Source organism: Methanococcoides sp. DA23 (genome assembly GCF_057593895.1).
Genome location: NZ_CM172520.1, coordinates 189,092 through 212,070 on the forward strand (window position 1 = coordinate 189,092; position 22,979 = coordinate 212,070).

A 22,979-nucleotide genomic window follows, 5' to 3' on the forward strand; every position below is an offset into this window, starting at 1 on the left:
CAATACTATTAAAGTATGGTAACATCATAGGGAACGCGATGAGCGACAAGCCTGCATTCATGAAATATTTTACGCAAAATTCATGCTATCCTAATCAACAGGAAGCAATGGACCGTATCCACAGTGCCCTTATGCAGCAACAGTTAGTTCTGTTCGAAGGAGCCTGCGGGACCGGTAAAACACTTAGTGCACTTGTTCCGGCACTTCATGTTGGTAAGATGTTAGGCAAGACCGTCATTATCGCTACCAATGTGCACCAGCAGATGGTACAGTTCATCAATGAGGCACGTGACATAAAAAAGGTTCAGGATGTCAAGGTCGCGGTCATAAAAGGCAAGACCACGATGTGCCCCCAGGAAGCTGATTATGAGGAATGTTCTGTTAAAAGGGAGAACACCTTTGAGCTGATGGAGACGGAGAGGGAGATCTATCTTAAAAGGCAGGAACTGAACTCTGCACGGGACAGTTACAAGAAGTCCCATGACCCGGCATTCGTGACCCTTAGGGATGAATTGTCAAAAGAGATCGATGCTGTGGAAGAGAAGGCAAGAGGTCTTCGTGACCGCTCGTGTAATGATCTTTATGAGGTTCTACGCTCAGATAGTGAAAAGTTCAGAGGCTGGCTTTACAAAGAAGTACGCTCTCCTGAGGAGATCAATGAGAATGCTATCAAGGATGGAATGTGTGGGTATGAGCTGGTGAAAAGGGAGCTAAAGCACGCAGACCTGCTGATATGCAATTACCATCATGTTCTGAATCCGGATATTTTCTCAACGGTGCTGGGCTGGATCGAAAAAGAGCCCCAGGAGACCATTGTCATTTTTGATGAGGCCCATAATCTCGAATCTGCCGCAAGGTCACATTCCTCTTTATCCCTTACCGAACATTCAATTGAAAAAGCAATGGCTGAACTCGAAGCTAACAGTGACCTTCTGGCAGATAATAATATACACGATATTTTCAAGATCTTCCTTGATGTGATCTCGGAGACCTACAATTCAAGGTTCAAGTTCGGTGAACGTGAACGTGTCCGGAAGAACTGGTATGATATGCGCATAAGCGATCCTTATGAACGCAATGACATTGTGCGCGGTAAGTTCCTCCGTCAGGCCAAGGGAGATTTTGGTGAGAAGGGCGATATACAGATATTGCTTTCAGAAGCAAGTGCGCTTGGTGCCAAACTGGACGAGACATATCGGGACCAATACAAGAAAGGCCTGAGCAGTGTCATGAAACGTTCACATATAAGGAATGTTGCGGATTTCATGTCAGTTTATATCGAACTATCCCACAATCTTAACTACTATCCAATTTTGAACGTCCGCAGGGATATGAACGATGATATATACGGGCGTGTGGAGCTTTTCACATGTATCCCGAAGAACGTGACCGAACCGCTCTTCAATTCTCTTTTCTCGGTGATCCTCATGTCAGCAACGCTTCATCCCTTCGATATGGTGAAGAAGACCCTGGGTATCACGAGGGATACGTGTGAGATGTCCTACGGGACCTCCTTCCCTGAAGAAAAAAGGCTTTCCATCGCAGTTTCGATCCCTCCGCTCTTTGCCAAGAACCGTGATGATAGGCATGTAACTGAACTTCTGGAACAGGTGCTTCTGGAGTCCATAGAACATTCAAAGGGTAATGTCATTCTCTTTTTCCAGAGTGCATTTGAGGCCAAACGCTATTATTCAAAGATCGAACCCCTTGTCAATGTGCCGGTATTCCTTGATGAGGTAGGCGTATCCTCACAGGATGTGCGGGAAGAGTTCTTCGCAATAGGGGAGGACAACGGTAAAGCAGTTTTGCTCTCATACCTTTGGGGTACGTTGAGCGAAGGAATTGATTATAGGGATGGCCGCGGCCGCACAGTTATAATCGTAGGGGTCGGCTATCCTGCACTCAATGACAGGATGAATGCAGTGGAATCTGCGTATGACCATGTCTTCGGCTACGGTGCAGGCTGGGAGTTTGCGATCCAGGTTCCCACCATCCGTAAGATCAGACAGGCAATGGGCCGCGTGGTACGTTCTCCTACCGACTATGGTGCTCGCATCCTTCTTGATGGGAGGTTCCTCACGGACTCAAAGAAGAGGTTCGGTAAGTTCTCGGTATTCGAAGTGTTCCCCCCGGCAGAGAGAAGTGAGTTCGTGGATGTTGAGCCTGAAAAAGTAAAGTATTCGCTCATGAACTTCTTTGTGGATAACGAAGAGCAGTAACTTCGGTTCTGTTCTATTCCTTTCTCATGGGGCTAAATTTTTAACTGTTCATCAACATAGATATTCATAGTTATCTTTCATTTGAATATGTACGGTCTCAGAACTAATATGGGGGTTTATTTATGGGTCTTGAAGATGTTATGAAAGAGGTTACCAGTGAACTTGAACGTCTGGTGAGTGCTAAAACAGTTGTTGGTGAACCGGTCATTGCCGGGGATAAAACCATCCTTCCTATTACCAAGGTTTCCTTTGGCTTTGGAAGCGGCGGGGGCGAAGGCTCCAAAGATGGCGTTGAATCCAGTTTCGGAGGTGGCGGTGGAGGCGGTGCTAAGATCGAGCCCGTTGCTTTTCTCGTGGTCTCCGATGAAGGGGTAAAGCTGATGACCCTTTCCGGAAACAGTGATCTTGGCAAGCTACTTGATGCAGTTCCCGGAGTTTACGAAAAGATAAGGTCTGCAAAGGGCAAAATGAAAAAGGACGATAAAAATAAGGATGCATCTGAGGATGCTGAATAAACCTCCTTTTTCTTTTATCGGCAAGTGATAGTTTGGAACTTATTTTCTTCCTTTACGTAATGGTTCTGATCGTCATCTTCTTGCTGGCACTGATCCTGCTGGCACCGATAGCTGTAGCATTTGATGTTAATGGTGGTCTTTCCGGTGTCCGAAGCAATTTCAGTTTGAAGTGGATGTTCCTGTCTTACAACTTTTCAGGTAGATCTGACACAAAAGAGGTCCCTGTCACGAATAGCACAATTTCGACAGAGGAGAGCACTCTAACGAATGGTACAACTTCGACAGGGGACGGTACTCCAACAAAGGGTACCACTTCGACAGGGGAAGATACTCCAAAGGAGGACCCAGATCATCCTCTGAAAAATATGTATGAAATGGCAAGGAAAGGTTATGCTATAAAGGGGCAGTTCCTCCATTTGATGAAAGGTCTTCTTTTTCAGTTACACATAAGGGATCTCGCATTCGATCTTACGTATGGGTTGCCTGACCCTGCTGACACGGGAATATTGTGCGGCTATCTGCATACGCTGGCTTCCATAATTCGGGGAAGGTCCCGAAGTTTCAGTTATTCTTTATATCCGGTGTTCATGGACGAGGCGTTCGATATGCATCTTTCAGGTTCAATTCGTTTCAGGATCGGTTCTTTTATTCCTCCGCTTTTGATGTTCATATTCAATGTAAAGGTGCTGAAGACCGGCTGGTGGTTTGCGAAAAACAGATATTCTTCCAGTTAACTTTCCGGGGCTTAACACCCTCATTTTTCAATAGTGTTAGGTATTTAATAATATGAACACAGATAACCGACCATGATCAAAATAAGGTCTCCATCCAGATTGCATTTATCATTGATAGATCTGAATGCAGAGATCGGCAGAATAGATGGCGGTATAGGGATAACCCTTGACCATCCCAATATTGTGCTTTCTGCTGAAAAGGCGGATGGGGTCGAAGTGAAGGGTAACTCCAGTTTTGCAGACCGTATGGTCGAAGCGGCAAAGGCCGTTCTTCCTGAGGGGGAGGGTGTCCTCATACATGTCGAAGAGGATATGCCCGCCCATGTGGGTCTTGGTTCCGGGACGCAGTCCGCGTTGAGTGCGGCAGCGGCAGTGAACGAGCTATATGGTCTCGGGCTGACCGTAAGGGAACTTGCCATTGCGGTTGGCAGGGGCGGTACTTCTGGTATTGGAGTCGCCTCCTTTGAGAACGGTGGCTTTCTTGTGGATGTCGGGCATAAGTTCAGTGAGAAAGGTTCTTTCTCTCCTTCCTCTGCCAGCAAAGCAACACCGGCTCCTGTGGTTTTCAGACATGATCTTCCGGATTGGGATATCATTCTCGCAATCCCCGATTCTATTGGTGCACATGATTCGCAAGAGGTTGATATTTTCAAAAAGGAATGTCCCATACCGTTGAGCGAAGTGCAGGAAGTCTGTCATGTGGTGCTGATGCAGATGCTGCCTGCTATACTCGAAGGCGATATCGAGAACTTCGGGTTTGCAGTGGACCATTTACAGAATGTTGGTTTCAAGAAGCGTGAGGTTGCTTTGCAATCCCGGCAAGTAAGGGAGCTTATGGAACTTATGCAGGACCTTGGCACATGTGGGGCAGGGATGAGCTCCTTTGGTCCTGCAGTATTTGGATTCATTGATAACAGACGTATGGCTGAACAAATAAGGGATGAAGTGCAACATTTCCTTGATGAGACAGGGGGCGGCACCGTTGTCCTTACTAAAGCGAACAATTCCGGTGCAATGATATGGAAGGATTGATTTGAAGATCATTACTTGGTATGGTATACTGACCATTGGTTACGATGGTGTCAGTGAATGTGAACCTTTCAACAAGGATGTTGATGAGCTTGCGGAACTGCTGCTCCAGAAGGATGCTGTCGCATATTCTCCCTACAGTGGTTTCGATATTCGAGCAGTGGCAATTGAATGCGGTTTCGTGGAGAACGATGAGGAATACAATTCCTTGTTAAGGGATGTGTCAATTCGTGCTGCGAAGTTACAGATATCGAGGACGAATACTCCGGATATGCAAATAATCCAGGCGGTAGAGGCGTTGGATGATATCGATGATGTTGTCAACGTACTTTCCGAGCGTCTGTCCGAATGGTATGGTCTTCATTTTCCGGAATTGGGTCTAAGCTCTGAACCGCTTTCACGTTTCGTTAGCGAGTTCGGCTCACGCAACAACGTTCCTGCCGAACATCCTATGTTCGAAAAGGCAACCTCTTCCATGGGTTCTGAACTCCCTTCTGCCGATGAGGAGCTTATAAAGGGCTTTGCTTCCAATGCCTGTGAGCTTTATGACAGTCGGCACAGCATTGAAGCGAGTATAGTAAGGAACATGGAACAAATGGCACCGAACGTCACATTGATCGCGGGTTCTCTTATCGGTGCCCGGCTCATCAGCATGACCGGTGGCCTGGCAAGGCTTTCTCAATTGCCATCGAGCACGGTTCAGGTCATGGGTGCCAACAGGGCACTCTTCAAACATCTCCGTGGGCGGGCACCGTCTCCAAAGCACGGTATAATATTCAATAATCCTCTGGTCAAGAACTCCCCCTGGTGGCAGAGGGGTAAGATCGCACGTGTGCTGGCTGCAAAGATAAGTCTGGCAGCACGCATGGATGTTTATTCCGGTGAATTGCATCCTGAGATAAAGGTGGACCTCGAGAAGAAGGTGAATTCCATAAAAGCTGCCAATCCCAAGCCTCCTGTTAAACAAAAGCCAGCTGGCAAAGGATACAAGGGTAAAAAGAAAGGAGGCGAGAGGTAATGGATGTGAATGAGATCTCAGAGGGTATATTCGAGGTTCGAAAGGGCGGTAAGAAGATACTGGCCACAAAGAATGCCAACCCCGGCTCGAACGTCTATGGTGAGAATCTGCTGGAATCAGAAGGTGAGGAATATCGTGCCTGGGATGCCCGCAGGAGCAAACTCGCGGCAATGGTCCTCAAGAAGATGAAGGTGCCAATAAAAAGTGATTCAAGGGTCCTGTATCTTGGAGCCGCATCCGGCACTACCGTAAGCCACGTTTCAGATATGCTTCCAAATGGTATCGTCTATGCGGTGGAGTTCTCTCCACGTACCATGCGGGAGTTGATCCAGCTCTGTGATACAAGGTCCAATATCGTGCCAATACTTGCAGATGCCTCCCGTCCGAATCTCTATGCTCATATCGTTGAACAGGTGGATGTGATCTTTCAGGACGTTGCCCAGCCCAATCAGGCACAGATCGCTGCGGTGAATGCGGGACAGTTCCTTAAGGAAGATGGGCATCTGCTGCTTTCCATTAAGGCCAGAAGTATTGATACTGTGGCTAATCCTTCCAAGGTCTTCAAAGAGGAAGTGAACAAACTGGAAAAGGACTTCGATACCCAATTCAAGGTTATTAAGAAACACGACCTCGCACCGTTCCATGAGGACCATTTGGGACTGGTTGCGAAAAAGGTCCTTAAGGAAAATTAAATGTTTTCTCTATATGTGGGGGTTGTGAATGTCAGATACTGAAAAAAGGATGTCCGGTGGGAAATATTTTGGGGTCTGTCCCTCCTTCCACCATTCTAAAGCCTGTAACTGCAAACGTTGTGCTTCATACCCCGGAGATGGCTATATGTTCTGCGCACGTGGCAATGATCGCCCGCTTCCGGAAAAAAAGGAATGTCTTTGCAGGGACTGTTATGTTTACAATCAGTTTGGCTTCGAAGGAGACTTCTTTTGCCGGGGCGATACTAAATGAGCATTCTATCAAATAATATCACTATGTTGGTGATCTTACTGGTAATTGCATGCATTGCTTTAGGTATCGGATATGGTAAATTTGCGTCAAATAAAAATGGGGTAGATGTGAGCTATAAGGATGTATCCGTTCATGAGACTAAAGATATGCTCGATAAGGGAGATGTTTTCCTTCTGGATGTGCGCACAGAAAGTGAGTTCAATTCAGGCCATCTCGAAGGTGCAGTGAACATCGAGGTCTCAAAACTGGGGTCGCGGCTGGATGAAGTTCCAGGGGACAAGGTCATTCTGGTCTATTGCCGTACAGGGTCAAGAAGTGTCAGGGCAAGTAAGACCCTTGTCAAGGCCGGTTATACGGATGTCTATAATATGAAAGGTGGGATCACTGCCTGGATGTCAATGGAATATCCTTACGTGACTTGATCCCTTTTATCTTTCACTCTTTTCCGTATATCCCTTGGCAAGCTCGATGTTCACGTTAACTACTTCTCTGTTTGTATTTTCAAAAAAATATCCTTCGAATATTTCCGGCAGAGAGTCTGCATCTTCCTGTTTGGTGATCACAATTCCTGCAGGAACATACCTGTTCTCAGGGATATCTACGCCAAAGGCACCAGACTTAGGTTCAAGCACGGAGCCTTTGCCAACGGTTGCATTGAATACCAGTGTCTGCATTGCGAGAAATGCATCATCACAGACTGCAGCCGGGCCGTGTATCTGTGATTGGTGGGCAATTGAAACCCTTTTTCCCACATATACTGAATATGGTCTGCCTTCCACATTCACCTAATTTGCTTTAATTGGATTTCCTTTAATATCAATGGTCTTCATGCCATGAATAATAACTCCATCCTGAACATTACTGTCGTCGCCAATGTGGATGGGGCTACCTTCATCGGCCCTTATGGATACAAAGGGGGATACCATTACTCGTTTACCAATGTTCGCATCTCCGATCACAATGGCTTGTGGGTGGATATATGAGCTATCGTCAATGGATGGGGCTTTGATCTCTGGATTCCAGGATGTCAATGGGGTGTTTTCTATATTTTCCGGCATCACTATCTAAAGATGAACTACCTGTTTATACAAATTTTGTTAATCTCTTTAAGATAATGATCTCTTTTTTTCATTTATGAAATATCTTATAAAGAAGCTTTCGATATTCTGTCAATGCTGATAGTTCCATTTTAGGAATGTTGATTCACATTTTCTGAAATTATTATTGATGATATGTTCCTAAACAATTCCCATCAATTTGTGGGGGGATTTAGTAAAGGTCTATGTGTTTATGCTCAGTTAATGAAAATTATTTTATACTAATCGGGACTGATACTAGTATACTGGTATAGTTCTCTGAAAATGTATTGGGATCAAAAAAACTACTTTGTTAAGTTCACAATTATTGAATACGCTTATTATTGGTAGTTGCAGAATTTCCACGGATGATGCATATGTTAAAGCGTTTAGGGTCATGTTTGGCAAAAAATGGGGTATAAAGGGCGCATGAATAAAGAAACAAGCATTTTAGTCGTCGAGGACGAGAATATTGTGGCGTTGAGTATTAAGAACAAGCTCGAAAGCCTGGGATATTCAGTGCCTAGTACCGCTTCCTCCGGAGAGGATGCAATTACTAAAGCAGATCTTTTTTATCCTGATCTTGTGCTAATGGACATCATGCTGAGAGGCGATATGGACGGTATCGAAGCTGCAAATGAGATCCGCATCAAGTTCGATATTCCTGTGATCTTCCTTACAGCATATACTGATGATAATACACTTGAGAGGGCTAAGGTAGCAGAACCCTATGGTTATATCTCTAAACCGTTCAAAGAACAGGACCTCAAATCCAATATTGAGATCGCCCTCCACAAACATGGAAAAGAAGTAAGGTTAAAGTAAATCTTCTATTGGTGTTTTATCGCTTTTCATTTTCCTGTTCGATTATTATTTATCTTGTATCCATTTCTGGTATTTGGTGTTCTGCAATAAGGTTCTATCCAGGTGTTAATTGTGCTAAAAGCTTTGATATTCGATATGGATGGGGTGCTGGTAGATTCTATGCCCTATCACACGGAAGCTTTGAGTCATGTCTTTGCTGAAATGGGTTTTTCCATGGATGCTCAGGATGTCTATAATATGGAAGGCTCAAAGACAGTGGAGATCGTAAGCTATTTGCTGGAGAAAGATGGTGTCGATCTTCTGAACTTTGATGTAGATGGGCTGATAAGCAGATACAGGGATGAGTTTTCCAGAATTGTAGAACTGAAAGCTTTTGGTGAGCTGCTCAAGAGTCTTCCGATCTTGAAAGAGCGTTTTATGCTTGCGGTGGTTTCCGGGGCTGACCGGAATATAGTGCAGGATATTATCAATAGTCTTTATGGTGGTATTTTCGATGTTGTCATAAGTGGCGAGGATGTGGGTAATGGTAAGCCTGCTCCCGATCCTTTTCTGAGTGCTGCTGATATGTTCGGGCTGGATGCAGGTGAATGTCTTGTTGTGGAAAATGCAGCAATGGGTGTGGAGGCTGCAAATCGGGCAGGTATGTTCTGTCTGGCCGTTCCGACCTATGTCAGTAAGGAAAGCCTGAAAAACGCCGACAGGTTAGTGGATGACCATCGAATGCTAAGGGATTTCCTGCTTGGACTTGATCATATGGAAATGGAATCTGTTGAGGCTTTACGCCTGAAATTTTGTTCAGCTCATGAATGAATCTACACTCATTTTTTTCCTGTATGCCATTCCCTGGAATATTGCTATGGCATTTCCTTCATCGTCCGTAATGTCCACTGTATAGGTTGCTATCTTTGGGTTCTTTGAATTCTCGTGGGCCTTGGCATACAGGGTCCCGGATGTTGTGGAAGTTACGAAGGATATGTTGGCATTTATTGTAAATGCGATTGTGCCATGGGAATTGGCAGCGGCTCCAAATGCGAAGTCTGCAAGGGTGAATATTGCTCCCCCATGAACGATACCCGCTCCGTTCAGATGGTGTTCCTGGATGTCCATCTTCGCTTTTGCGTAGCCTTCCGAGACTTCCAGGAGCTCAATATCGATGTATTCTGCGAGCTTGTCCATTTTGAAGAATTCTTTTATCTTTTCCATTGTATCGCATCCATTCAGTTATTTGATAGGATGTGCATGTTTTAAGTATTCACTACATCTTACCTTCTCTGAAGGTAGTTTATAAAAAAGCAAATGTGTGAATGTTAGGTACGCACTATCCATAAATGAGAATGTAATGATGTTAGCGTTTAGACCCCCTTATTTCCAGTGGAGTTATCTCATTGTGTGAATTGTTCTTTTGTGATCTAGGGTGACTATGGATAATAGGCAAATATCCATACTTTAAAGGCATAGTGGAACAAATAGAAGGTCTTTTAAGTGTCAACATCCTTGATTATTTAAGGTACTCTATTCAGATCATTTTGTTTGGTACAGATATCTGTATAGTTTTCAATTGTGGGAGTTATTATAATGGAAAATACCTATTCGAAGTTTTGGGATACAGATGAGTTCATTCTTGTTAGTGATAGGACCAAGCCTGCAATGGAATGGGCGGTCGAGGAACTCAGGAAGAAGGGAAAAACGGTTCATTATATCGATCTTTCTGACAGACCTGCGCTAGATGCGATCAAATCTATAGGTGAGGCCCCGGAAGGCGTGGAAAATGCAGTGATAGGACTGACAAAGACCGAACCCGCAGATGCCATGAAAGGCCTTTTCGAGAAAGGTGTGGTCAATACCTGGGTTCACTGGAAAACGGATACTCCTGCTGTTAGAGAACTTTGTGCGGATCATCAATGTTACACTGGCAGGTGTCCTATGCTGTATCTTGGAAAGGACCTAAGCATGCATGGTGTTCACAGGCTGGTCGCAAAACTGATCGGGCAGTATTAAGTTTTAGTTCTTATGTCCGCTTGACAATAAATTTTTTATACAAACAATCTAATCTCATTTCGTTATGTTCTACTAAACATAACGGTTTATTATGGCGATCAGAGGTATTGTATGGGCAAAAATCATTCATTAATGGGCATATCTGTCATAGTGATATTGGTATTGGCACTTTTAGTTACGGGCTGGGGTGCCTTTTTGGGATCGTCATCATCTAATGCGGATGCGAGGTCAGAGGTCACTGTCTCTGCCGCAGCAAGCTTGTCCGAAAGTTTCACCGAGCTCGAACGCAAGTTTGAAGAGACGCATCCTGATATCGATATAATTCTTAATCTGGCAGGGTCAGGTACCCTGCGTATGCAGATAGAAGCCGGTGCTCCCATCGATGTTTTTGCTTCGGCCTCACAGAAGCATATGGACCTCCTTGGGTCCGAGGATCTGATCTATGCTGACACAAGGCATGATTTTGCTGAGAACTCTCTTGTGATGATAGTTCCAAAGGCAAATGGGAATGGTATAGGATCCCTCGAAGACCTTGCGGATGTTTCAGTTACAAAGATAGCCATTGGAGACCCGGAGATCGCACCTGTGGGCAGATATACGAAAGGTGCACTTGAGGTAGCTTCTCTGTGGGACGATGTAAGTGAAAAGCTCATCTATGCGGGGAGTGTGAAACAGGTGCTTGTTTATGTTGAGAGCGGGGAAGTCGATGCGGGATTTGTATATATGACCGATGCGATTGCCTCGGATATGGATAAGATAGATGTTGTTGCACAAATCCCATTAAATACCAGTATAAGCTATCCTATTGCAGTCGTTTCATCTTCAGATGAAAGGGATACCTCCCGGGAATTCATCGATTATGTTATTTCTAATGAGGGAAAAGATATATTCGTAAAATATGGCTTTACTGTAATGGATGATAATTGATGCTTGAAGATGCCTTGATCCCCCTATCGATCACTTTAAAGGTGGCCGTTCTGTCCACCTCTCTCGTTGCTGTGCTCGGTATCCTCATATCCTATGCCCTTGCGAGGAGGGATTTCAGGGGGAAATGGCTAGCTGATATTCTGGTTACCCTTCCGCTCGTGCTTCCGCCAACAGTTACGGGTTATTTGCTTGTTGTTCTGTTGGGCAAGAACGGTGCAATAGGTGGTTTTCTTTTTGAGATGACGGGCTGGTCACTGCTTTTTACATGGCATGCTGCGGTGATAGCGGCCTTTGTTGTGTCCCTTCCTCTTATGGTGAAGACCACTACTTCTGCTATCAGTGCGGTGGACCGTGAACTGGAGTATGCGGCTTATACCCTCGGGCACAGTGAGCTTGAGACCATGCTCTTTGTCACCCTGCCCCTTGCCAAAAAAGGCATACTTGCAGGCATAGTGTTAAGTTTTGCAAGGGCTGTGGGAGAGTTCGGTGCGACCCTTATGGTCGCAGGGAACATTCCGGGGAAAACGAATACCATGTCGTTGTCCATCTATACGGCGTTCCAGTCAGGCAATGATACTCTTGCAAACATTCTTGTCATCACTCTGGTCGTTGTTTCACTGGTATCCATGGCACTGGCTGCAAAGTTCGTGGACCGTTGGAGCGTGTGAGGTGGTTAAATGGGCGTAAAAGTGAGCTTGTCAAAGAAGTATGGGTCCCGTGGCAGAAAGGGCAGCAAGGATGATGTTTTTTCTCTTAATGTCAGTTTTGAGGTGGGGGATGAGCTGGTGGTCCTTTTTGGTCGCTCCGGTTCCGGTAAGACCACGACCCTTCGATGTATCGCAGGGCTGGAAACCCCTGAGTGCGGAAGTATCGTTGTCAATGGAAAAACGTACTATGATAGCGATTCGGGTGTGGATCTCCAGCCGCAGTACAGGAGGCCGGGCTATGTTTTCCAGAACTATGCCCTTTTTCCGCATATGGATGTGGGGAAGAACATCGTCTATGGCCTTAAGGGCTGGGATAAGGCAAAGAAGGAGGAAAGATTGTTCGAAATGCTCCGTCTGTTGCATATCGAGGGCCTGGAGGGGCGGTATTCCTCTCAGTTGTCGGGAGGTCAGAAACAGAGGGTAGCCCTTGCCCGGGCACTTGCACCGAGTCCTGATATTCTGTTGCTGGATGAGCCTTTCTCTGCCCTTGATATGGTGGTAAGGATGCGACTGAGGGAGAGGATAAAAACCATTCAGAATGATCTTGGCATCCCTGTACTGTTCATCACCCATAGTCCAGAGGAAGCGTTCTCGCTTGCAGACAGGGTCGTGGTCCTTCATGAGGGACAGGTCCACCAGTCAGGCAGTCCAAGGGAAGTGTTCTATTCTCCTGTTGACAGGGATGTGGCAGAACTTGTGGGTGTCAGCAATATCTTTGAGGATGGGGATGTGGTGGGGAGTTCTCCTGAAGGCTTTGTTCTTGAAGGCAGAGGTCTGCAATTTGTCACAAGTTCGGAGGTGTCCGGTCCAGGAAAAGTTTCCTGGGGGGTAAGGCCGGAGAACGTACATCTGCTGGCCTATGATGAGGGTTTGCTCTCTGATGAGGGCAACGTTTTTGCAGGCACTGTTCTTGATGTTACGGATAAGGGTAGCAGCAAGCTGATGGCAGTGGAAATTGAAGGAAGCAATGTGGTCCTGTTATGTGATGTTCCGACAAGGCTTCTGGATGGTGTTCGGGGGTCACATGTCATTGTTAAGATCGCAGCGAAGGATGTGCTGGTCTTTGAGTGAGGTCAAAGATCTCACGAAAAAGTCTGCACATTGGTCGGCCAGCCTGTTAAAAACACCCTGATCTCATCTACCCTATAGCTCAGACAAGGGATGAGAGGATATTTATAGACAGAAAATCCTAAAGATGTTGGGGAGTTATTATGCTCAGATTGAGATTCCACGGCAGGGGTGGCCAGGGAGCGAAGGTTGCCAGCAGAGTACTCGGTACAGCTGCATTTCTGGAAGGTTACAATGTACAGGATTTTCCATTATATGGTGCCGAGAAAAGGGGGGCACCGATCACTGCCTTTACTCGCATATCCAGAGAGAACATCATGGAGCGGGGCTTGATCTCAGATCCTGATATTGTGATAGTTATAGATGAAACCCTCCTTTCAGATCCTAAGGCAATGCCTTTATCGGGGCTTAAAAATGGGGGTGTCGTTTTTGTGAACACACCCCGGAGTGCTGTGGAAACAAAGGAAAGATACAGTATCGCAGATCATGTGGTAACACTGGACCTGACAAAGATCGGCCTTGATATGATCGGAAAGCCCGTCCTCAGCAGCCTTGCAGCCGCTGTTGCTTCCAGTATCGCAGGTATTGGAGAGGATGCCTTAAGGGATGCCCTGGAAAAGGAGCTGTCCGGAATAATATCGGACAGGGGACTTCTTGAGAAGAATATAGAGGCTGCACTTTATTGTTACGATGCATTGGTCCCGGTACAAATGAAAACCACTGAGGCCATACGGGAAGGGGAGAATGTCATCAACATACCTTTCGAAACAGCTCTTGTTTCCAGTCCTGCCATAAATACAACCGGCAATACACCCCTGCGAAGAACGGGGAACTGGCGGGTATTCAGGCCTGTCTGGGATTATGACCTCTGCACCAGGTGCATGACCTGTGTTGCCAGGTGTCCCGAGGGTTGTATCCATGTAAATGAGGGCGGATATCCTTATGCTGATTACGAAAACTGTAAGGGATGTCTCATATGCGCCAGGGAATGTCCGGAAAAGGCCATCAATGATGTGCGGGAGATGCACTCCCAGGCAGAGGAAGGTGAACGATAATGGGAAAAGAGATGTTGACCGGCAACGGTGCAGCTGCCTGGGGAGTGCGGCTGTCAGAAGTGGATTATATTCCGGCCTATCCTATAACTCCCCAGACGGAGATCATCGAGACAATTGCAAAGTGGATCTCCGACGGGGCCATGGATGCGAGGTTTGTTACCATGGACTCGGAGCATTCCATGGTAACGGCAGCAGGTGCTGCTTCAGCCACAGGGGTCAGGACCTTCACGGCCACATCCAGCCAGGGACTGTTGTATGGATTTGAGATGATCTATACAGTGGCAGGATGGAGGGTCCCTCTGGTGATGGTGAATGTATCAAGGGGATTGTCCTCACCGATCACTCTGGGGCCTGACCACAACGATATTCTGGCGATCAGGGATTCGGGATTCTTACAGGTCCATTGCGAGACCTGCCAGGAGGTACTTGATTCGGTACTGATGGCATACAAACTGGCCGAGGATGAGCGGGTGCTCTTGCCTGTCATCGTGAACATGGACGGTTTTTACCTCTCATTTACCAGAGAACCTGTGGATGTCCCGGATGTGGAGTCCGTCAGAGGTTTCCTGCCGGAATACCAGCCGGAACATGCCTTTTTCAAGCCAGCTCAGCCCATGGCCCAGGGCGTGGCGGTCCTTGGCGGGGAGTTCTATTCCTATTTCAAATACCAAATGCACCTTGCAAGTAAGAATGCCCTTGAGGTCTACAAGGAAGTGTGCGGGGACTTCGAGCAGAGATTTGGCAGGAAATACGGCACCACTGATGAATATATGCTGGAAGATGCCGAATATGTCCTTGTCATGATAAACTCATTTTCCACCCTCGGGAAAGCTGCCGTGAAAAGAGCACGGGAGAAAGGGCTTAAGGCCGGGTTACTGAGGTTGAGGGTATTGAGACCATTTCCGGAGCCTGATATAAGGAATGCATTGAAAGGGAAAAGGGCAGTGGCTGTCATAGACCAGAACATCAGCATAGGCAAGGGTGGGATCATATATTCTGAGATGGCCGGTTGCCTGTACAATGAGGCAAACAGACCCCTTTTGCTATCCTTCATTGGAGGGCTCGGGGGAAAGAACATCAGCCCGGAAGAATTCGAGTTCATCTTTGACAAAATGACCATAGCAGCGGATACTGGAATTGTAGAAACGCCACATCTCCTGTATACGGAGAATGAGTGGAAAGAAATGGCAGGATTGAAGGAAATCGCAGGGAAGGGATAAAGATATGGATAAAATACCCATCAGGTCCATCAGGGAAATACCTCCTGAGGAGAACATACTATCAGGAACTCCCGCATGTGCAGGTTGTGGTGGGCTCCTGACCCTTAGACATTGCCTGAAGGCGCTGGGGGAAAAGATCGTTATCGTGAATGCTGCAAGCTGTTTTACCCTCCTTTCCATATATCCCTTCACACCGTTTAGGAATTCCTGGCTCTATACGGCGATGGCCTGTGCACCTGCCGGAGCCCAGGGGGTCCGGGATGCCCTGGATATATTGATCAAAAAGGGGAAGCTGGATCCGGAAGAGGACCTGAAGGTGGTCGTGCTGACCGGGGACGGTTCTGCATATGACATGGGCCTGTCGTCCACATCCGGGGCTATTTACCGCAATCTGGACTTCTATTATATCTGTTATGACAATGAGGCATATGGAAATACCGGATTCCAGCAATCGGGGGCAACACCCTTTGCATCAAGGACAGCGACCAGCCCGCCGGGGGAGGCAAGACCAGCTGGCGCACAGCTTCAAAAGAAGGACCTGTTCGAGATATGGAACAGTCATAAACCTCCCTACCTTGCAACCATCTCGCCGGCCTATCCTGTTGACCTGATGAACAAGTTCAGAAAAGCAGAGCAGTACAAGGGTCCAAAACTCTTCATATCCCATTCCTCCTGCCCGCCAGGATGGGGATTCGATCCCTCTCACTCCGTAAGTCTTGCAAAGCTGTCGGTCGAGACAGGGATCTGGCCCTTAAAGGAGTCTGTCCATGGCAAGGTGGAACATACATTCGTTCCAAAGGAATTCAGGCCTGTGGAAGACTACCTGAAAGAGCAGGAACGATTCGCCCATCTTTTTAAACCTGTGAGACAGGAGGATGAACTGAAAAGTATCCAGGAGATGGTGGATGAGTACTGGAGAAAATACAATCTCCTTCCTTAACTCCATACTCATTCCCGGAGAATGATCCCATCCGTTCATCCCATTTGGTCATTATACGAATCCCGGGGCGGACGAGAACAGGGACCATCGTCTATAACCCATGGCTTTGCGGATCCTTTGTAGGGCAAGGTCCATGGCGGCTTCCCTGGGAAGTATACATTTGCATGATGCTTCCTCCAACACCAGTCTGGTATTGATACGCACATTCTCTCCTATAATCTGGAGTGCTGCACATTCGCTGGCTCCCTCATACTCCATGGCAGCGCAGATCACTCCGCCTGCATTGGCAATGAAGTCCGGGACACAGATGATCCCTTTTTCGTGAAGGTATTTTTCCGCACCATGGGTGATGGGGATGTTGGCACCCTCGACCACGAGCTTTGCCCTCAGGCGATGTACATTGTCCTCATTAAGCACATCCGGCCGGGCTGCCGGGATCCATATGTCACAATCAATGTCTATGACCGCATCACGCTCAAGCCTCTCCCCTTCAAAATGATCGACCACACTTCCTCCGGCCTCCTTCAAGGTGATCAATGCATCAACATCAAGCCCCTCAGGGTTGTATATGGTGCCCCAGGAATCCGACACTGCCACCACCGACCCACCCATTTCCGCAAGGAAACGGGCTGCATTCTTACCCACTGCACCAAAACCCTGGACCACGATTCGGGCGCCTTCCAGCTTGAAGTCACAGAACTCCAGGGCCACTTCAGTGGCATGCCTGACACCCCATCCGGTAGCCCCTATCTCGTCCAGGGGGATTCCGCCGATCACCCTGGGCAGCCCCACGGCCCTGCCTATCTCATCCTTCACAGAGGCCATGCAATCCTCATTCGTGCCCATGTCCGGAGCAAAGATGTATTCCTTGATCTCCCTCAGTGAGGAAGCCAAAGCTCTCATAAGCTCTATCTTTTTTTCCGTGGCCATCTTCGGGTCACCATAGATAACAGCCTTACCTCCGCCATATGGAAGACCTGCAGCAGCATTCTTCAGTGTCATGGACCTTGCCAGACGGAAACACTCCTCTGTGCTAACATCCGGGGCCATGCGCACCCCTCCTATGGAGGGCCCAGCTGCCACATTATCCACCACCAACACCGCCTTCAATCCAACAGACGGCTCGTATATATGGATGATCTTGCTCGGTCCAAGTTCATCCGCAAATCGAAAGATATCTTCCATATCAACCCCTCCCTAAGAGTCCCCTGATCCACACAACATGATATGTATTTTCGCGCTACTGGGATAATAATATTTGCCGTTCGACCGCCTTTTCTATCTTTATTTTAATCCGCTCTCTGCCACAGGTCCTTTTCCTTTAGCTTTTCGATCACATCCCTTTTCATCTCAAATTCGGTGATCCTGAGCTCTTTGCGTTTGATCTTGCCACTGATGGTCTTTGGAAGTTCCCTGACAAACTCGATCTCCCGTGGATACTTATATGGGGCTGTCATCCCCTTGACATGCTGCTGGATATCCTCAATGAGCTCTTTGGAGGGTTCGTAACCCTTTCTCAGGACAACAAAAACCTTAACGACCTCCCCTCTTATCGGGTCCGGACTCGGTATCATGGCAGATTCAAGGACCGCCTCATGCGAATCCACTGCACTTTCAACCTCAAAGGGGCCGATCCTGTACCCCGAGCTTATACAGACATCATCTGTCCTTGATTCGAACCATATATATCCGGCCTCATCCATCATTGCAAGGTCTCCGGTCAAATACCAGTTTCCAAGGAAGCATTCTGCCGTTTTTTCTGGTTTGTTATGATATCCTTTGAAAAGCATGGTATGGTCCCTTGGAACCGCAATCGTTCCCTTTTCACCTGGGGGTAACCTTTCACCCGTATCAGGGTCCACGATCGCCCCCTGTACTCCGGGTGTGAACCTGCCCATGGACCCGGGTTTTATGTCCATTCCGGGCAAATTGCAGGCTATGACACAGGTCTCAGTTTGTCCGTATCCCTCTCGCACGGATACCCCGAACTTTTCCTCGAAGAACTTAATGATGCCTGGGGTGCAGGGCTCTCCGGCAGTTAAGATCACCTTCAGATCCTTCAGCTCGTACCTAAGGTCCGCATCCTCTATCGCTGCCATGGCCCTGAGCTCAGTTGGGGTCAGACATGCCCTGTTTATCTTCCATCTCTCAAGCAACTCGAACCATTTTTCAGGTTCAAATCTGCCCGAGTAATGGAAGTTGGTGGCCCCTGCATTCAAAACAGCTCCGAATGGTCCCCAATACCATTTTGCCCAACCGGGTTCGGTTGTCGCCCAGCATAGCTCGTCAGACCCTGTATTCCACCAATAGTGTCTGTTCAGCCTGTCGAAGCAGTACATCAAGGAATGGGTATGCAATACCCCCTTTGGTGCGCCCGTGGTCCCGGAGGTGTAGTTGATGGCTAAAGGATCACTTGCAGTGAGCGGTTCGATTTTCAGATCCCCTGATGCAGAACGAATTTCCTGTGTATAGTCTCTCCATCCCTCCCTTTGGCCTGAAAAGAAAAGGTCGATGGCCGGGATCTTGTCCTTTATGGCATCCACTTCATCAGCAATCGCCGGGTCGCTTGTTATCAAAGCCCTGACCCCTGCATCCCTGATCCTGTATTCTATATCTTTACCCTTGAGCATGATCGTGCCGGGAACCACAACGCCGCCTATCACCCAAATCCCGAAACTTACAGCATAAACATCCGTTCCCCGGGGAAGGATCACCAGGACACGATCTCCTTTATGAATGCCTGAGTCCTGAAGGACATTTCCAAACCTCATGGCATTGTCCCATACTTTCCAGTACGCTACTTTCTCGACCCTCCCGTCCGGATGCTCGGTGATTGCCAGTAACTTGGTCCTGTCCTTTGCCCTTGCCCTCAGGACATCAACAAAATTGTAATCTTCAGGAATATCCCAATTGAACTTGTTTCTCTCCTCTTCGTAATCGAATGCTGCAATCTCTTTCCCCATTTAATCATCCCCTGTTGGTGGATACGTTCATCCGAAGTATGACTTGCCACCTTTCTTCATCCCCTTTCAATCTTTGTTTCTTCTCGTTTTAGCATCTTTTCCTCATGTTCCATCTGCTCTGGCATTTGGTACTTGAAGACAATTTCAGAAAAAGAAGTAAAAACAGGATCGCAGAAGTAAAAGTTTCGTAATGAAATAAGGGGCTTTATTCATGGAGTTGTCATTCTCCTATTAAGAGCTCAGAGCTATTTGGAAAAGGGCCAGGGCATGATACGAACCTGGGCTCTGTCAGATCAGGACATCTTCAAGGCCTGCTTCCTCTACTATCTCTATTGCAAGTATCTTCTCCTCAGATGTGAGCCGACGATCTATCTCCGGATATTTTGAAGCTCTGTGGTAGGGCGTGTACTGTAACATCAGATTGAACCTCACTTCCGGAATGTTACTTGCCACCCATTTTGCGATAGGTCTTGTGCAGCATTCCAGATGATCGGGCAATACCAGGTGTCTGATAATGATCTCTGCGTCCTTATAGGCTATCTCATGGTCTCTTTTGACCACCTCAAGATAATCCTTCACTTTGGAATACTTTCTTGCGCAGTCATCATTGCCATATTTGAAGTCGGCAAGATATACGTCGATCACACCTTCGAGTAGTTTTGCCACTTCCCTGGAATGGTACATATTTGAGTTCCACACCATGGGAGTGTTCACAACAACCCTGTCAATGATCTTCAGAATGGAATGGGCATGGGGTGTAGGGGTCACAAAGTTCACATTCCTTGCACCCTCATAATGCCGCTCTCTTATGATCCTGGCCAAATTTTCAGGATCGACATCTTTTCCGGTTTCAGGACGGGTGGCTATGTCCCAGTTCTGACAGTAAACACAGGCAAAAACACACCCTGTGAAGAAGATCGTATGTGAGGGTACAAGCTCTGGTTCCTCTCCCATATGTAAGAATTCAGAGGCGTATCGGGAGGTTTCAAGCAATCTGCAGAATCCCTTCTCACCCTCTCTGCGGTTTACGCCGCATCTTCGCTCGCACATATGACAATTCTCAAGTATACGTTCCGCGATCTCGATCTTCAGATCAAGAAGGGAAGGGGTGGCTTCAGGGAGTTCAATATATTTTCCATTTGAATCGATAGTTTCCAATAATTCCCTGTACTTTCCAATTGCACTATCATGGACCTTCCAGAGGTCTTCAACAGAAGCCGATGGGTCGAAGTCTGCCTGAATGCTCTTAACGATCCTGAAACGAGCTGGCAGTTCATCCCTTTCTACTTTGAAATAGCGCTTTAGAAACTTAGGATTCCCCATATAGGTAGATCTGATAGCTTCTGCTGAAAGGTTTACGGTCCCATTTTGATGTTCCGGCATTCAAAGGCTATGGGTAACAGACCTTTGCAGCATGAAAAATTAAAAGAAGATCCTGTACTCCATGAATATTCCTAAGAGGTCACAAAAAGAGGTGAGGATCGTTCCGCCCATGACCAAAGTCACAGGTTTCCAAAACTCTCTGCACTCCTGATCATCTTCAAAAATACAGGCCATTTATTTTGACAAGAACATACGGATCATGTAAATGCCCATAAATAGGACTACCAGACTAAAGGCTGCCTGCATAAGTGCTTGATATCTGGGATGGAAAAGGGCAACTATTGCCTCCTGCATATTAAAAAAGAAGGAGAAAAGGGCGATGAATATCAGAGCAACAAGAACGATCACCACTGACACATTCACGAGTTTTTTGAAAGATGCGTCATTGTTGTCATTTGGAGCTCTTCCTTTTACCTTCGGATCCTCCATTGCAGAACCTTCGCTTTCCCTTCCTTCTACATTAAGCCTGTCATCTTCTTCAGTCATATTTTCCCCCTTCATTTCCTATGCTTTTTACTGCTTAGCATCCCTCTATTAATGATCCCATATACCAGTAGGACGGCTGTGAGCGTCATCAAACTCTGGAATCCAGGTGTCTCATCCACTGGCATCTCTGCTGCCTCATCTTCGACCACTGGTGTACCTTCTTCCACAAGAGGATACGTTTTGGTAACATCTATCCTGTAGATCTCATCCAGTTTTATCGGCTTCGGGTTTTCAGACGTGACAACTTCCTGTCCGTTTTCTTCCACAACAACTGTAAATGTGTATTCGGCATTCCTTGGGAGGATAAAACGCACGTTTCCTCTGACCCGGCTCGAACCTTTGATGATGCCGAGATTATCACTTTCGGTATATACTTTGTAAGGGTCTGCTTTTGCGGTTACAACCATATTCAGGGACTTGGAATCCCCTCCCTCATTATAGATCCCAGGAGAGACATCTACAACTGCCTCTTGATCTGTGCTCACGAATTTGGTGATCACAAGGTTCATATCAGTAAGCTTTATGTTAGCCGGCTGGTCAGCAGGAGGCTTTTCTTTTACGGTAACGAAAGTATTCCTTGCATCCAGAAGCCTGTCATCTTCAAAAAGCTGAACTTCGATCATATATTCCCCTGGCTCCGGAACTTGAAGGGATGCACTATTGTAAACCATCGATTCGGCTTTTACATAGCCCATGTCCAGATCTTTTCCAGCCACGATCAGCTGTGTGCTTTGATCAATTACATTGATCTTTACAGAAAGCATCGAACTGTCATCACTCTCGTCGTTCCGTATATAGGGTGTTATAGTCAGGAGGGAACCTTCTCCCTGGGAAGTGGCCATCACATCAATGTCCTGGATGAAGATCTCATCATACTCCTTATAGAGGTCCCCTGGAGTCTCAACACAGCCGGAAAATGAGGTCAGGATCAAGCTGATACCAATAAAAAGTAAAATGAGAGATCTTTTAGATCTCGAAATCTCAAATCCCATGGGAATCAATCCTGTTCAAAGTTTTACTTTAAGGACAAGGGACTGGGTATCAAGAAGATAATCTCCCTTCATCAGTCTTACGTATACGTCAGTCTCCCCGTTGGGAGCATCTTCAAGGATCGGAAGCTCAATACCACGGGTATAGGATGTACCGCTCCTTGCCATTGCCTGGGTTATGTTGAAAGTCGCATTACCCCCTATCTGCTTGTTCTCAATATCAACAAGCACAAATAATGTATCTCCGTCTATTGTGGTTTGCCCAAGATTTTTAATCGAGAACGTTACAGTAACATTGTCACCCTTTGTAGCTTCCCAACTGGAAGCCGGAGGAGCCGCACGCAGCTTATCCATGCCCTGTGCAAAACCCACAAACTGTAGTTTAGCGTCCGGAAGGACAACGGTCTGGACCGGAACGGTCTTTGTCTGGATTATGGGTTTTTCTTCTTCATCCATGCCTGATGCATATGATAAGGTCAGCATCGTAGTATTTTCAACTGAATCAAATGCAGGGGCTACGATCCTGGCATTAACAGTGGCTTGCTTACTTGCAGGAATGTTCATCTCTGAGATGGGTCCGAGAATTGTAAAGGAATCAAAAGAACCCACACTTACTGAATCAACGGGCTGAGTGGTATTGTTGTTGAACACTAGCACAGAGATGTCCTGTTCCTGAAATTCCTTGATAACTATCGGTTCTGTACTCACGATCAGATCTTCTGACCCTACCGGCGTCATGGTCGTCGTAGATACACAACCAGATGCAAGGATCGCTAAAACGATTAATATTAGTCCTAAAGCTTTATTCATGACATATCCTCTTTGAAATTTATTATATGTAACAAAATTAACACGGCCTATATA

26 protein-coding genes are annotated in these 22,979 nt (G+C 46.8%); 17 read left to right on the forward strand and 9 right to left on the reverse strand.

Annotation, left to right across the window (positions count from 1 at the left end; all coding sequences use genetic code 11):
* The first annotated feature begins 38 nt into the window (after nt 1–38).
* The 8 genes from AC20MK_RS00875 to AC20MK_RS00910 all read left to right on the forward strand — a co-directional run bounded on the left by AC20MK_RS00875 (nt 39) and on the right by AC20MK_RS00910 (nt 6,900).
* A complete protein-coding gene (locus tag AC20MK_RS00875) occupies nt 39–2,219 on the forward strand; it encodes an ATP-dependent DNA helicase (protein WP_487356140.1) in 2,181 nt (726 codons plus the stop codon).
* Nucleotides 2,220–2,341: 122 nt separating this feature from the next.
* Nucleotides 2,342–2,734 carry a GerW family sporulation protein gene (locus tag AC20MK_RS00880; protein WP_487356141.1) on the forward strand — a complete coding sequence of 131 codons (393 nt, stop codon included), beginning with the start codon at nt 2,342–2,344 and terminating at the stop codon, nt 2,732–2,734.
* Between the two features lie 32 nt (nt 2,735–2,766).
* Complete coding sequence (locus AC20MK_RS00885; RefSeq protein ID WP_487356142.1) at nt 2,767–3,468, forward strand: DUF2953 domain-containing protein; 702 nt, start codon at nt 2,767–2,769, stop codon at nt 3,466–3,468.
* A gap of 72 nt (nt 3,469–3,540) precedes the next feature.
* Nucleotides 3,541–4,500 (forward strand): beta-ribofuranosylaminobenzene 5'-phosphate synthase, encoded by a 960-nt coding sequence (locus tag AC20MK_RS00890; protein ID WP_487356143.1) that lies wholly within the window; start codon nt 3,541–3,543, stop codon nt 4,498–4,500.
* A gap of 1 nt (nt 4,501) precedes the next feature.
* Complete coding sequence (locus AC20MK_RS00895; RefSeq protein ID WP_487356144.1) at nt 4,502–5,515, forward strand: NOP5/NOP56 family protein; 1,014 nt, start codon at nt 4,502–4,504, stop codon at nt 5,513–5,515.
* Nucleotides 5,515–6,207 (forward strand): fibrillarin-like rRNA/tRNA 2'-O-methyltransferase, encoded by a 693-nt coding sequence (locus AC20MK_RS00900; RefSeq protein WP_487356145.1) that lies wholly within the window; start codon nt 5,515–5,517, stop codon nt 6,205–6,207. The genes AC20MK_RS00895 and AC20MK_RS00900 overlap by 1 nt, the downstream gene beginning before the upstream one ends.
* A gap of 28 nt (nt 6,208–6,235) precedes the next feature.
* Nucleotides 6,236–6,478, forward strand: coding sequence for a DUF2769 domain-containing protein (locus tag AC20MK_RS00905; protein ID WP_487356146.1), 243 nt, complete (start codon nt 6,236–6,238; stop codon nt 6,476–6,478).
* Entirely contained in the window at nt 6,475–6,900 is a 426-nt protein-coding gene (locus AC20MK_RS00910; protein ID WP_487356147.1) for a rhodanese-like domain-containing protein, read from the forward strand. The genes AC20MK_RS00905 and AC20MK_RS00910 overlap by 4 nt, the downstream gene beginning before the upstream one ends.
* Nucleotides 6,901–6,906: 6 nt before the next feature.
* Here the strand turns inward: AC20MK_RS00910 and AC20MK_RS00915 are convergent, their stop codons facing one another.
* A complete protein-coding gene (locus AC20MK_RS00915; RefSeq protein WP_487356148.1) occupies nt 6,907–7,257 on the reverse strand; it encodes a hypothetical protein in 351 nt (116 codons plus the stop codon).
* Between the two features lie 6 nt (nt 7,258–7,263).
* Entirely contained in the window at nt 7,264–7,536 is a 273-nt protein-coding gene (locus AC20MK_RS00920; protein WP_487356149.1) for a hypothetical protein, read from the reverse strand.
* Nucleotides 7,537–7,983: 447 nt separating this feature from the next.
* On the opposite strand from AC20MK_RS00920, the gene AC20MK_RS00925 reads away from it, so the two are divergent.
* Entirely contained in the window at nt 7,984–8,379 is a 396-nt protein-coding gene (locus tag AC20MK_RS00925) for a response regulator (protein WP_487356150.1), read from the forward strand.
* A gap of 111 nt (nt 8,380–8,490) precedes the next feature.
* A complete protein-coding gene (locus AC20MK_RS00930) occupies nt 8,491–9,189 on the forward strand; it encodes an HAD family hydrolase (protein WP_487356151.1) in 699 nt (232 codons plus the stop codon).
* Here the strand turns inward: AC20MK_RS00930 and AC20MK_RS00935 are convergent.
* Nucleotides 9,175–9,582, reverse strand: coding sequence for a PaaI family thioesterase (locus AC20MK_RS00935; protein WP_487356152.1), 408 nt, complete (start codon nt 9,580–9,582; stop codon nt 9,175–9,177). The two genes, AC20MK_RS00930 and AC20MK_RS00935, sit on opposite strands and share 15 nt — an antisense overlap.
* A gap of 372 nt (nt 9,583–9,954) precedes the next feature.
* Here AC20MK_RS00935 and AC20MK_RS00940 point away from each other — a divergent pair, with 372 nt between their 5' ends.
* The 7 genes from AC20MK_RS00940 (at nt 9,955) to AC20MK_RS00970 (ending at nt 16,294) form a co-directional block, all read left to right on the forward strand.
* Nucleotides 9,955–10,377: a hypothetical protein gene (locus tag AC20MK_RS00940; protein WP_487356153.1), complete on the forward strand. Its 423-nt coding sequence runs from the start codon at nt 9,955–9,957 to the stop codon at nt 10,375–10,377.
* Nucleotides 10,378–10,488: 111 nt separating this feature from the next.
* On the forward strand, nt 10,489–11,304 hold the full coding sequence (gene modA, locus AC20MK_RS00945; RefSeq protein ID WP_487356154.1) for a molybdate ABC transporter substrate-binding protein: 816 nt from the start codon (nt 10,489–10,491) through the stop codon (nt 11,302–11,304).
* Nucleotides 11,304–11,972 (forward strand): molybdate ABC transporter permease subunit, encoded by a 669-nt coding sequence (gene modB, locus AC20MK_RS00950; RefSeq protein ID WP_487356155.1) that lies wholly within the window; start codon nt 11,304–11,306, stop codon nt 11,970–11,972. Before modA ends, modB begins: the two co-directional genes overlap by 1 nt.
* A gap of 9 nt (nt 11,973–11,981) precedes the next feature.
* Nucleotides 11,982–13,082 carry an ABC transporter ATP-binding protein gene (locus tag AC20MK_RS00955; protein ID WP_487356156.1) on the forward strand — a complete coding sequence of 367 codons (1,101 nt, stop codon included), beginning with the start codon at nt 11,982–11,984 and terminating at the stop codon, nt 13,080–13,082.
* A 140-nt stretch (nt 13,083–13,222) separates the two neighbouring features.
* Nucleotides 13,223–14,134, forward strand: a complete 912-nt coding sequence (locus AC20MK_RS00960) for a 2-oxoacid:acceptor oxidoreductase family protein (RefSeq protein WP_487356157.1) — start codon at nt 13,223–13,225, stop codon at nt 14,132–14,134.
* On the forward strand, nt 14,134–15,354 hold the full coding sequence (locus tag AC20MK_RS00965; RefSeq protein ID WP_487356158.1) for a hypothetical protein: 1,221 nt from the start codon (nt 14,134–14,136) through the stop codon (nt 15,352–15,354). Before AC20MK_RS00960 ends, AC20MK_RS00965 begins: the two co-directional genes overlap by 1 nt.
* 4 nt (nt 15,355–15,358) lie before the next feature.
* Nucleotides 15,359–16,294, forward strand: coding sequence for a thiamine pyrophosphate-dependent enzyme (locus tag AC20MK_RS00970; RefSeq protein WP_487356159.1), 936 nt, complete (start codon nt 15,359–15,361; stop codon nt 16,292–16,294).
* A gap of 51 nt (nt 16,295–16,345) precedes the next feature.
* Here the strand turns inward: AC20MK_RS00970 and AC20MK_RS00975 are convergent, their stop codons facing one another.
* From AC20MK_RS00975 to AC20MK_RS01000, 6 genes are all read right to left on the reverse strand, one after another.
* The gene (locus AC20MK_RS00975) at nt 16,346–17,479 is read right to left on the reverse strand and encodes a Glu/Leu/Phe/Val family dehydrogenase (RefSeq protein WP_487356160.1); all 1,134 of its coding nucleotides are present in this window, start codon (nt 17,477–17,479) and stop codon (nt 16,346–16,348) included.
* Between the two features lie 104 nt (nt 17,480–17,583).
* Nucleotides 17,584–19,257, reverse strand: a complete 1,674-nt coding sequence (locus tag AC20MK_RS00980) for an acetate--CoA ligase (protein WP_487356161.1) — start codon at nt 19,255–19,257, stop codon at nt 17,584–17,586.
* A 288-nt stretch (nt 19,258–19,545) separates the two neighbouring features.
* Nucleotides 19,546–20,640, reverse strand: a complete 1,095-nt coding sequence (locus AC20MK_RS00985; RefSeq protein ID WP_487356162.1) for a radical SAM protein — start codon at nt 20,638–20,640, stop codon at nt 19,546–19,548.
* 174 nt (nt 20,641–20,814) lie between these two features.
* Entirely contained in the window at nt 20,815–21,126 is a 312-nt protein-coding gene (locus AC20MK_RS00990; RefSeq protein WP_487356163.1) for a DUF8060 family membrane protein, read from the reverse strand.
* Nucleotides 21,127–21,137: 11 nt separating this feature from the next.
* Entirely contained in the window at nt 21,138–22,118 is a 981-nt protein-coding gene (locus tag AC20MK_RS00995) for a DUF7490 domain-containing protein (protein WP_487356164.1), read from the reverse strand.
* Nucleotides 22,119–22,133: 15 nt separating this feature from the next.
* Nucleotides 22,134–22,925 (reverse strand): hypothetical protein, encoded by a 792-nt coding sequence (locus AC20MK_RS01000; RefSeq protein ID WP_487356165.1) that lies wholly within the window; start codon nt 22,923–22,925, stop codon nt 22,134–22,136.
* Nucleotides 22,926–22,979: the final 54 nt, after the last annotated feature.